This window comes from Embleya sp. NPDC056575 (assembly GCF_042793325.1).
Classification (GTDB): Bacteria; Actinomycetota; Actinomycetes; order Streptomycetales; family Streptomycetaceae; genus Embleya.
In genome coordinates, this window is record NZ_JBHTVA010000014.1 from 1 (window position 1) to 7,359 (window position 7,359).

Sequence of the window (7,359 nt, forward strand, 5' to 3'; positions counted from 1 at the left end):
CCGCGGGGGTCACGGGACCCGCGACGACACCCCTAAACCCTCACTCGCCACCGGCGGAAATCCCCGACATTGCAGGGGAGAAGAGACCGGCCCCGGTCCCCATGGCGACCGGGGCCGGACCCGTTCCGACGCGGTACCCGGCGCCGGCTCAGCCCTCGGCGCGCAACTCCCGGGCCGCCTCCGACAGATCCTTGGCGGTGTCGATCGCCCGCCAGTACGCGCCCTGCGGGATCGGGAACCCGGCCAGCTTCTGCGCCCGCGCCAGGCCCGGGAACGTGGTGCGCTCGTGGTCGCCCACGTCGGGCAGCAGCGCGGTGAACTCGGGCGCGAACACGTACACGCCGGCGTTGATCAGGTAGGGCGAGGGCGGCGCCTCGATGAAGTCCAGGACGTGCCCGTACTTGTCGGTCTCCACCACCCCCCACGGAATCCTGGGCCGGGCCAGCGCGAGCGTGGCCAGCGCGGTGCGCTCGTGGTGGAAGGCGGCCATCTCGGTGAGCGAGAACCTGGTCCAGATGTCGCCGTTGGTGGCGTACCACGGCTCGTCCGGACGCGGCAGCGCGGCGGCGGCGAACTTCAACCCGCCGCCCCGGCCCAGCGGTTCGGTCTCCACCACGGTCACCACGCGCACCGGCAACTCGGCGCTCTTCAGCCAGTCCTGCAGCACTTCGGCGAGGTGTCCGCAGGAGACCACCACGTCGGTCACTCCCTCGGCGGCCAGCCAGCGCAGCTGATGCCCGATGATCGGGGTACCGGTGCCCGGGATCTCCACCATCGGCTTGGGCCGATCGTCGGTGTAGGGGCGCAACCGTGAACCCTGCCCGCCGGCGAGGATCACGGCCTGCGTCACCGCGCGGGCCCCGGGATGGGTGGTCGAGTGTGGAGCGGAAGTCATGGGCGCATTATCCCGTGCGGGATTCGCCTCAGGGTCCGCGGGCACGGCCAAGGGAGGTACCGCTCGTTCGGGAACCCTCGGGGGCCTAGGTTCATCTCATGGACGACTGCACTTCGAATATCGGGGGGAACACCAAAGTGCGCATCAGGACCGTCCGCGCAGGCGTCGCGGTAATCCTCGCCCTGGCCGCGGCCGGCGCGGTGGCCGGCTGCGGTACCGACGATCGATCCCCGCTGGACACCGTGCGCGCGCTGGAGAGCCCGCCCGCGTCGAGCCCCCGGGCGAGCGACCGGCCCACGGATCGCCCCAGCGAGAGCGCCACCCGCCCGCCGCGCCGCACCACCGCCCCGCCCATCGACGGCACGTCGTCCTCGGCGAGCGCGTCCGCGAGTTCGTCGTCGAGCCGCACCGCCGCACCCGCGACCGGGCCCGCGGCGCCCTATCTGAACGACCCGTGCAAGCTGCTCACCGTCGCCGAGGTGGCCTCGTTCATCGGGCTTCCGGTGGTCAAGGCCGAAGTGGACGAGAAACTCCGCTCGTCGAGCAGTTCGTTCTGCGACTACCGCGATTCGCGCGGGTTGTCCATGATGACGGTGATGATGTCGACCAGCGATCCCCGGTACAGCACCGCCGAGCAGGCCGCGAAGGGCACGATCGGCGCGAGCGACAACCCCGTGGCGCTCGCCGGCGTGGGCGACGCGGCCTTCACCTACCACGACTCGACCGCCAACGGCGTCGTGTGGACCAAGCGCGTGGGCGACACCTACCTGGACGCCGACGTTTACATCGACCGCAGCGACAAGGACGTCCCGCCCGATGTGCTGGCCACGATCGCCCGGACGATGATCGGCCGGGTATGACCGGGCGCGTCGGATCCACCGCCGGCCTGGTGGCCGTGGTGGGTCTGGCGTGCCTGCTCGGCGGTTGCGACGGCGACGATCCGGCGCCGCGACACGCGGCCTCGGCCACCCCCACCCCGGGCGATCCCGCGGGCGCCCCGCCGCGGCCCACCCGCGCGGCGCCGGCCGGCAACCCACCGCCGAGCAGCGGCTGCGACCTGCTCTCGCTCACCCGGGTCGAGGAGGTGCTGGCGATCGGTCCCGTGCACACCCGCCCCGCGGACGCGGGCCGCACCTGCGACTACCTGGACGGGCGCGAGCGGCGGGTACTGACCGTCACCGTCGGGCAATTGCCCCAGGCGATGGTCGGCGGACCGGCCGACGCCGCGCGCTCGTCGGCCACCGGCGGCGGCCCGCGCGAGACGCTGCCCGGGATCGCCGAGGCCGCGGTGCTGTACCAGGACCCCGTCCGCGGTCTGGGCCTGGCCTTCGCCCGCGCCAGGGGCGACCTGGTCGTCGCGGTCGACCTCACCGTCCCCGCCGCCGACCGCGAGCGCCTGGTCGCGCTGGCCCGCACCGCCGCGGCCGCGCTCGAGGCGGCGGGCTGAGCGGGCCGAATCGGGGTAGGCACCGGCAACCTGGTGCCCGAGACGTCGTCCCCGGCGCGTAGGGTCCGGGGTCAGGGCGGCGCGTGCCGCGGCCAGGAGGAGGGCTCACCCATGCCGGATCGGGACCCGCACGCCGTCGTGCTGCTCACGAACCGCACCAGCTCGCGGATCAGCACCAGCGGCGGCCCGGCCCTGCCGCTGCGCGACGCGCTGCGCGTGTACACCGAGCACTTGGACATCGGCGTGGCGGCCCGCTACGCGACCGTGGTGAGCGATCTCGCCGACGCCGACGTGGCCCTGCTGCGGCTGCCCGAGGACCACGCCGACGGCGAACTCGACCGGATCGTGGACATCGCCGCGTCGGTGCCCACGGTGGCCGTGATCGACCTGTACCGCCCCGCCGCCGTGGCCGATCTGGTCGGCTACTGCGCGGCGTTGCTGGGCACCAGGGGCGCCGACGACGTGGGCGTGCTCGACGTGGTGTTCGGCCGCTACGCGCCGGCCGGCCGGCTGGTCGACGCGCTGCCGGCCGACGCGGAACCACTCTTCGAAACCGGGCACGGCCTGTCCTATTGACCGCCGACTGTCGATAAATTGACGGTCCATCAGTGTGATTTCCGGGTGATGTTCAACACGTCCACCGCGCCCTTCGCGTCGCCGATGCCGGCGAAGTCGACCGCGACGAAGTTCACCGGCGCGCCGCGTTCGCGCTCGCACCGCCGGGCCCGATCCAGCAGGAACGGGCGGGCGTTGACCTGTGCGGCGTCGGTGCGACTGCCGCCGGTCGCGGTGACGAAGTTGTTCAGCAGGAACAGCCGCTTGTCGGTACCGCCGCGGTTGGGCGAGCAGTTCATCTCGGTCGGGCTCGCGTACTCGTAAGGCGTCTCCATGCCGTAGCGGTAGAAGTTGCGGTACCACGGGGCGGGTCCGTCGGCGCGCTCGGCGAAGACGACCAGGCGTCGGCCGCGGTCGATCATCGTGGCGAGGGTGGGCCACGGTTCGCTCGGATCCGCGGCCGGGGTGTACAGCAGTCGGTCCAACCCGGCCTCGTGGAAGGCCCATTCGGTCGCCTGGGCGCTGATCGCGTCCTGCACGATCAGGGTGACCACCTCCTGCGGGTTGCGATCCATCCACTGCCCCACCGCGCGCAGCGTCTCCACCATCGGCAGCGCACCGCCCCGGCACACCGAGTGGCAGAACCACAAGCCGGGTCGGGCCGGGGCGACGTCGTTGACCACCCCGGCGATGATCCGGCGCGATTCGGGGTCCAGGTCCGACTCGGCGAGCCGGCTCGCCACCTCCTCGGGCGCCTCCCAGGTGTAGGAGTCCACCAGCAGGCCCCGCACGCCCGCGTCGAGTTGGGTGACGATGTCCGCGTCCTGGAGCGGGCTGAGGAAGCGCGCCGCGGTCGAGGACATCGAGTTGTGCGTGGCCAGGTAGGCGACCTGGTCGTAGCGCCGATTGCACAGCTCGGTCATCCCGTTGCAGCGTTTGGCGTGCGACTTCGAGCCGGAGGTGGGCACCGGGACGAAGACGGTCAGCGCCAGCGCACCGGCCGCGGCCACCGCCGCGCCGGTGGTGAGCACGCGGCGGGTGGTGTGGCGCACCGGCGCGGCCCGCCGGTGCCGGTGCCGCTCCCACAGCGCGACCGCGCCGAAGGTGACCCCGCCGAACACCAGCGGCACCGCCGCGGCGGCCAGCCACACCCCGACCAGGTCCCGCGCCGCCGCCTCTTGGAGGTCGCCGGTGAGCCGGGTGACCGAGGGCGCCCACCCGTCGCGGTTCTCCGGCACCACGTGCGGCAGCAGGCCCCAGCCGATCAGGCAGCCCACCCCCGCGAGCAGCCCGCCGCCCGCCAGCGCCAGGGCCGGCAGCCGCAATCGGGCCGCGCCGCGCGTGGGGCCGGTCCACCACAGCAGCACCAGACCGAGCAGCGCGGTGACGCCGGCCGCGATCAGCAGCCGGCCCAGCCCGAACACGGTCATCGCGCGCAGTTGTTCGAGCTGGCCCAGCCGCATCTCGCTCTGCTTGGCCCGGTCCGCCCGCAGGTCCAGGGTCAGGTCCCAGTTGCCGCCGTGCGACAGGCCCGTCAGGCCCAGCTGGGCCTGGCGCACCTTCTCGCCGAAGATCACCGGGACGACGGCGACCAGTACCCCGCCGAGGTCGTCGGCGCGCAGCGAGGCCACCACCTGCCCGCGGATCGGCTCGCGCGCCTCGACCGGCAGCCGGGCCAGGATCAGGTCGGCCACCTCGGGGGCCGCCGCGGGGTCCAGGTTCAGCGCGGGCAGCGCCTCGGGCGGTCGGCCCTGGGCCAGCGCGTCCAGGGCCTTGGAGACGTTGTCCACGAGCGCGGGGGCGTTGTCCTGGGTCACCCGGGGCACATCGCCGGTGAGGTCGCCGACGTAGACGTCGGCGGCCTTGCCGAGGTTGTTGATCACCGGTTTGAGGTCGACGCTCAGCCGCAACTCGCGCTCGTCGCCGCGCAGGTAGCCGACGATGTGGCCGACCTGCACCCGGACCATGCCGCGCAGCGTGGACGGCGGCAGCGCCAGGCGCAGGTTGGCGGTGACCTGGTTGGGCGGTATCGGCAACCGGCCGAGCAGGTCGTTGCGCACGCCGGCGAGCCGCGGGTCGACCAGGACCTCGTCGTAGAGCCGGTCGTACGCGTGTTCGCGTTCGAACACGCCGTCGTACCAGTCCGCGGAGAGCACGGTGGTCCGGGCGACCCCGAGCCCGGTGATCACCGTGACGGACAGCACCACCAGCGCGGTCAGCAGGGCCCGCCACACCCGGCGCCACCGCAGCCAGGCGTCGCGGGCCCGGACTCGGCGGGAGACCTTGCCCACCACGATCGGACCGGTCGTCTCAATACGATAGGAAATCATCACCAACCCGAAGCAAGCACGTGATCGGGATCTTCCCGACCGGGTACGGGGCTTTGCCTGCCCGAGTGTGCGGGACTTACGCGCGGTGCGGGCGCAGCGTCCAGGTGACGGTCATCTCCGCGGTGGTCACGCCCGCCTCGTCCCGAATGGTGATCGCCACCACGAACTCCGGTCGGGTGCCCGCGTCCAGTTCGGCGATCACCTCGGCGGCGGGGCGGCCGAGGCGGGCCTCGGCCAGCACCGGGCCGCGCGCGACCTTGAGGTAGCGGATGGTGGAGTCCACCGCGAGCGGGGTGGCCCGGCCCAGATGGTCGCCGAACGCGGCGATCACGATGGCGCCGGAGGCGGACTCCGCGAGGGTGAACATCGCGCCCGCGTGCGGGCCGCCGATGTGGTTGTGGTGCGCGGGCTCGTCCGGCAGGCGCAGCACCGCCCGGTCGGCGGCGAGTTCCACGAACTCCAGGCCGAGGGTGCGTACGAAGGGCACCGAGGCGCGCAGGCCCTCGGCGACGGCATCGAAGTCGATCGTCGATTCGCTCATGAGCGCGATGCTACCCGCAGGTAACTTCGTCTGGGGCGGCGCCTCGCGTCCGTTGTGCGGGCGTTTCCTTCACCGGGTCAATCTGTTTGACTGAGTCACATGAAATACGTGCGCGTCGAATACCCCGAACCCCGCCTCGCCGTGGTCCGCCTCAATCGCCCGGACCGCCTCAACGCCCTGTCCGCGACCATGGTCGCGGACGTGAAGACGGCCTTCGGCGCACTGCACCGCGAGCGCGGGATCCGCGCGATCGTGCTGACCGGCGAGGGGCGCGGCTTCTGCTCCGGCGCCGACCTGTCCGGCGACCCCGACCACGCGCCCGACGCCGAGGAGCGGGGCCCGGTCGGACACGTCTACCGCTCGCAGGAACACCTGTCCGAGATGATCCTGGCCGTCCACGAGTGCGAGAAGCCGGTGATCGCGGCCGTACACGGCCCGGCGGTGGGCGGCGGACTGGCCCTGGCGCTGGCCTGCGACCTGCGCGTGGCCGACGAGAGCGCCCGCTTCGGCTCGGTGTTCATCAAGGTCGGCCTGTCCTCCGCCGACGTCGGCACCAGCTACCTGCTCCCGCGCCTGGTCGGCCCCACCCGGGCCGCCGAACTGATGCTCACCGGACGCCACTTCGACGCCGCCGAGGCGGACCGGTACGGCCTGCTCAACGCCCGTACCGAGGCGGGCGCACACGTGTCCGCCGCCCTCGACCTGGCCCGCGCGATCGCGGCCAACAGCGAATACGGCGTCTGGATGACCAAGAAGGGCCTGTGGTCCGGGATCGGCGCCGCCTCGCTGCGCCAACAGATCGAACTGGAGAACCGCACCCAGGTCCTGGGCACCTTCACCGGCAACATGACCGAGGCCGCCGTCGCCTTCCGCGAACGCCGCGCGCCCGTGTGGCGGGACATGTGAGCCGCGAGCGGCGACCCGCGCCTCACCAGGGCGGGCCCGGCACCGGCCACCGGAACACCCGGGCGGCCGCCGCCGCGTGCTCGCCCGGATTCGCCGCGAGCCGCACCTGCTCCAGCACCACCCCACGCGCGTCGCGCCCCGCCGCGGAGCGGGTCAGATAGCCCGCCTCCGCCAACTCGTCCAGACGGCCCGCGATCGACGCCACGCTCTCTCCCGGGCGCGAACCCAGCACCCGGGGATCGGGCCGGGCCCCGTCGGGCAGCAGTAACAGATACACGGCCAGACCGCGCGCCGACACACTCAACCGGGCGTCCTTGAGCAGGGCGTCGTGGGGCCCGAGCCCCGAATCGCCGTCCCCACCCCAGATCCGCCTCATGCCCCGAGTCTCGAATACCGTCCACCCCCAGGGGGCAAACCGCACAACCCCTACACAAACGAGTGACCAAAGGTTTGCCCGGCCGCCCACAGTGCGGACGCGGCCACGTTCGGAGACGGTCGACCCGCTAGTTTGCCCACGGGACGCCTCGAACAGGCAACCCAAGGCTTCGAAGGTCGCCGAACTGTGAGGTCTCGATGCGTAGCACCCCCGCGCAATTCCTCGACCAGGCCTGGCGCGGGGGGGGGGGGGGCCCCCCCCGCCGGCCGGCCCACAACCGGAACCGGGCCCACCACACGCGGGGGGAGC

The 7,359-nt window shown here is 72.9% G+C and carries 8 protein-coding genes; 4 read left to right on the forward strand and 4 right to left on the reverse strand.

Annotated features, from left to right (window positions below; translation table 11 throughout):
* Window positions 1-148 precede the first annotated feature (148 nt).
* Window positions 149-895: an NDP-sugar synthase gene (locus ACFRCG_RS13150; RefSeq protein WP_380000780.1), complete on the reverse strand. Its 747-nt coding sequence runs from the start codon at window positions 893-895 to the stop codon at window positions 149-151.
* 137 nt (window positions 896-1,032) lie between these two features.
* Between ACFRCG_RS13150 and ACFRCG_RS13155 the strand changes: the two genes are divergently transcribed.
* The 3 genes from ACFRCG_RS13155 (at window position 1,033) to ACFRCG_RS13165 (ending at window position 2,918) form a co-directional block, all read left to right on the forward strand.
* Window positions 1,033-1,755 (forward strand): DUF3558 family protein, encoded by a 723-nt coding sequence (locus ACFRCG_RS13155; protein ID WP_380030943.1) that lies wholly within the window; start codon window positions 1,033-1,035, stop codon window positions 1,753-1,755.
* Window positions 1,752-2,342: a hypothetical protein gene (locus tag ACFRCG_RS13160; protein WP_380030944.1), complete on the forward strand. Its 591-nt coding sequence runs from the start codon at window positions 1,752-1,754 to the stop codon at window positions 2,340-2,342. The genes ACFRCG_RS13155 and ACFRCG_RS13160 overlap by 4 nt, the downstream gene beginning before the upstream one ends.
* Window positions 2,343-2,453: 111 nt before the next feature.
* The gene (locus ACFRCG_RS13165; RefSeq protein WP_380030946.1) at window positions 2,454-2,918 is read left to right on the forward strand and encodes a hypothetical protein; all 465 of its coding nucleotides are present in this window, start codon (window positions 2,454-2,456) and stop codon (window positions 2,916-2,918) included.
* Window positions 2,919-2,947: 29 nt separating this feature from the next.
* Here the strand turns inward: ACFRCG_RS13165 and ACFRCG_RS13170 are convergent, their stop codons facing one another.
* A complete protein-coding gene (locus ACFRCG_RS13170) occupies window positions 2,948-5,227 on the reverse strand; it encodes a hypothetical protein (protein WP_380030948.1) in 2,280 nt (759 codons plus the stop codon).
* A gap of 76 nt (window positions 5,228-5,303) precedes the next feature.
* Entirely contained in the window at window positions 5,304-5,768 is a 465-nt protein-coding gene (locus ACFRCG_RS13175) for a DUF4442 domain-containing protein (RefSeq protein ID WP_380030950.1), read from the reverse strand.
* A gap of 99 nt (window positions 5,769-5,867) precedes the next feature.
* On the opposite strand from ACFRCG_RS13175, the gene ACFRCG_RS13180 reads away from it, so the two are divergent.
* Window positions 5,868-6,674 (forward strand): enoyl-CoA hydratase/isomerase family protein, encoded by an 807-nt coding sequence (locus tag ACFRCG_RS13180; RefSeq protein WP_380030952.1) that lies wholly within the window; start codon window positions 5,868-5,870, stop codon window positions 6,672-6,674.
* A gap of 22 nt (window positions 6,675-6,696) precedes the next feature.
* Here ACFRCG_RS13180 and ACFRCG_RS13185 read toward each other — a convergent pair whose 3' ends face one another.
* Window positions 6,697-7,050, reverse strand: a complete 354-nt coding sequence (locus ACFRCG_RS13185; protein ID WP_380030954.1) for a hypothetical protein — start codon at window positions 7,048-7,050, stop codon at window positions 6,697-6,699.
* Window positions 7,051-7,359 lie beyond the last annotated feature (309 nt).

What these genes read in the sequence shown, in the direction of transcription:
- ACFRCG_RS13150 (WP_380000780.1), bottom strand. Translation starts at nt 895, where the DNA reads ATGACTTCCGCTCCACACTCGACCACCCATCCCGGGGCCCGCGCGGTG.
- ACFRCG_RS13160 (WP_380030944.1), top strand. Translation starts at nt 1,752, where the DNA reads ATGACCGGGCGCGTCGGATCCACCGCCGGCCTGGTGGCCGTGGTGGGT.
- ACFRCG_RS13165 (WP_380030946.1), top strand. Translation starts at nt 2,454, where the DNA reads ATGCCGGATCGGGACCCGCACGCCGTCGTGCTGCTCACGAACCGCACC.
- ACFRCG_RS13170 (WP_380030948.1), bottom strand. Translation starts at nt 5,227, where the DNA reads ATGATTTCCTATCGTATTGAGACGACCGGTCCGATCGTGGTGGGCAAG.
- ACFRCG_RS13175 (WP_380030950.1), bottom strand. Translation starts at nt 5,768, where the DNA reads ATGAGCGAATCGACGATCGACTTCGATGCCGTCGCCGAGGGCCTGCGC.
- ACFRCG_RS13180 (WP_380030952.1), top strand. Translation starts at nt 5,868, where the DNA reads ATGAAATACGTGCGCGTCGAATACCCCGAACCCCGCCTCGCCGTGGTC.
- ACFRCG_RS13185 (WP_380030954.1), bottom strand. Translation starts at nt 7,050, where the DNA reads ATGAGGCGGATCTGGGGTGGGGACGGCGATTCGGGGCTCGGGCCCCAC.